The organism is Roseateles sp. P5_B10 (assembly GCF_056400485.1).
Genome location: NZ_JBFULE010000640.1, coordinates 1 through 3,034, shown reverse-complemented (window position 1 = coordinate 3,034; position 3,034 = coordinate 1). Strand labels below are relative to the sequence as shown.

Here is a 3,034-nt window from a genome sequence, read left to right as displayed (position 1 = left end):
CAGTTCGAGGTCGTCCTCGGGCAACAGGCTGCCCTGCAGCAGCTCCGGCATGGCATGCAGGGCCGAGGCCTGCCAGACCTGCTGGCGGCGATGGCCGGCCAGCGACGTCAGTGCATCGGCGGCGGCGAGCTGTTGCATGTCTTGCTGCGTCAGGCGGGCTCGGAAGGCCAGGTCCTGCGGGTGGGCGAATTCGCCGTCGCGAGCGCGAGCCTGCTCGATGCGCTCGGCCGCCTCGTCGCCCAGGCCGCCGACGAGGCGCAGGCCCAGCCGCACGGCGGGTTGGTGCTCGCCCGGTCGGGGCTCCAGCGTGCTGTCCTTGTTGCTGTGGTTCACGTCGATGGCGCGCACCTCGACCTCGTGCCGGCGCGCATCCTGAATGAGCTGGCTGGGCGTGTAGAAGCCCAGCGGTTGCGAGTTCAGCAGCGCGCACAGGAAGGCTGCGGGCTCGTGGCATTTGAGCCAGGAGCTGACATAGGTCAGCAGCGCGAAGCTGGCGGCATGGGACTCGGGGAAGCCGTAGGAGGAGAAGCCCTTGATCTGGCTGAAGATGCGCTCGGCAAACGCGTCCTCATAACCTCGTTCTCGCATGCCCTTGACGACCTTGTCGTAGTACTTCTCCAGCACGCCGGGGCGCTTCCACGCGGCCATGGCACGGCGCAGTTCATCGGCTTCGCCGGCGCTGAAGCCCGCGGCGATCATGGCCACCTGCATGACCTGCTCCTGGAAGATGGGCACGCCGCGGGTGCGCCAGAGAGCTTCCTTCAGGGCTTCGCTGGGGTATTCGACCTGGTCTTCGGGCAGGGCGCGGTTCTTCAGGTAGGGATGCACCATGCCGCCTTCGATGGGGCCAGGGCGCACGATGGCGACCTCGACTACCAAGTCGTAGTAGGTCCGCGGCCGCAAGCGCGGCAACATCGACATCTGCGCGCGTGACTCGATCTGGAACACACCGATGGTGTCGGCCTTGCAGATCATGTCGTAGGTGGCGGTGTCGTTGTCGGGGATGGTCAGGTCGATGGCCGTGCCGCGCATCGGGTTGACGAGATCGAAGCAACGCCGGATGGCGCTGAGCATGCCCAGGGCGAGCACATCGACCTTCATCATCTTCAGCTCGTCGATGTCGTCCTTGTCCCACTCGATGACGCTGCGGTCCTTCATCGTCGCGTTCTCGATGGGAACGAGGCGCTCGAGCGAGCCTTGCGTCAGCACGAAGCCGCCCACGTGCTGGGAGAGGTGGCGGGGCAGCCCGTTGAGCTGGCGGCCCAGAGTGATGAGTTGCTGAAGCCGGGGATCGTCGTCCGGCAAGCCAAGCTGCTGCAGCAGCTCGAGGCGGTGTTCTTCGGGCAGCACCTGGGTGGACCAGCCGCTGTGGTCATTGCTCATCACTTCGAGCTGCGCCTCGCTGAAGCCCAGCGCCTTGCCGACATCCCGGATCGCGCTTTTGGGCCGGTAGCAGATGACGACGGCCGTCAGTGCGGCACGGTCGCGGCCGTATTTCTTGTAGAGGTGCTGGATGACCTCCTCGCGGCGCTCATGCTCGAAGTCGACGTCGATGTCCGGCGGTTCGTTGCGCTCGCGGCTGATGAAGCGCTCGAACAGCAGCGTGCTGCGGTCGGGGTCCACCGATGTGACGTGCAGGCAGTAGCAGACCACGCTGTTGGCGGCCGAGCCGCGACCCTGGCAGAGGATGCCGATGCTGCGCGCGAAGTCGACCACATCGGCAACGGTCAGGAAGTAGTGTTCGTACGCCAGCTCCTCGATCAGTTCCAGTTCGTCCTCGATGCGGCGCTTGAATTTGTCGGGCACACCGCCCTTGGCTTCTGGCCAGCGCTTGTAAGCACCGGCATAGGTCAGATCGCGCAGGTGCTGGCGCGGCGTGCGACCGGCAGGCACGACCTCGCTGGGGTAGCGGTAGCTGATCTCGTTGAGGCTGAACGTGCAGCGAGCCGCCACCTGCGTCGTCTCTCGCATCAACGCTTGCGGATAGATCTGCGAGATCCGGTAGCGGCTGCGCAGATGGCGCTCGGCGTTGGGCTGCAGGTCGAAACCGCACTCGGCCACCGTGCGGCCCAGGCACGTGGCCGTCATCACGTCCTGCAGCGCCTTGCGCGAGCGCACGTGGAAGTGCACGTCACCGGCGGCAACCAGCGGCAGCGCCGTCTCCTCGGACAGCGCCTGCAGCCGCTGCAGCCACAGCGCATCGCTGGCCTCGCGCAGCAGCTCGACGGCGATCCAGGCGCGGCCGGCGAAATGGCGCAGCACCCAATGCGCCGCCGGCGCCAGCTCGGCATCTGGGGCCTCGCGCGGCAGCACGAGCAGGGCCAGGCAGTCGGACAGTTTCTCGGGTGAGATCTGGCGCCAGTGCAGCGTGTACTCGCCTTTGACCGGGCTGGCACGCCGCAGCCGGGTGATGAACTGGCTGAGATTGCCGTAGCCGTTGAGGTTCTGCGCCAGCAGCACGAGCTTGAAGCGCGGCGTGCCGGTGTCGTCGCGCACAAGGAACTCGCTGCCGATCAGCAACTGCATCAGCTGCGGTTGCGCAATGTCGTCTTCGGTCTGGCCCGCCTCGCGTGCAACCTCTTTCAGGGCGTGGTGCGCTGCCTCGCGCATCTCCCGCAATTGCTTGTGCGCGCGCACGACGCCCGCCAGCGAGCATTCGTCGGTGATGGCCAGCGCTTCGTAGCCCAGGTCGCAGGCACGCTCCACCAGTTCGGCCGGCTCGGACGCGCCACGCAGGAAGCTGAAGGCCGACAGGCAGTGCAGCTCGGCATACCGCGGCACGTCGGTGCGCGAGCCGGGCTGGGCCCGTTGCCACCCATCGGCGGCGCGGCGCAGGTCGGCTTCCGAGGCGATTCCCTGCTCGCGCAGCATCGCCAGCCGCTCGTCGCGGTCCGACATCGGCGGCGTCATGCGAAGACCCCATGCAGGAACCATCCCGATGTGGCCGTTGCCGCGTCCGGCAGGCGCTCGTGATAGACCCACAGCAACCCGCGCGCGGCGCTGCGGTAGACGAAGTAGTCGCGCGTCTGCAGGC

The 3,034-nt window shown here is 67.2% G+C and carries 1 protein-coding gene; it reads right to left on the bottom strand.

Features of this window, described 5'->3' with window-relative positions; translation table 11 throughout:
* The coding region (locus tag AC1DU6_RS25255; protein ID WP_477860435.1) for an error-prone DNA polymerase at nucleotides 1-2,898 on the bottom strand (2,898 nt) is incomplete at its 3' end.
* Nucleotides 2,899-3,034: the final 136 nt, after the last annotated feature.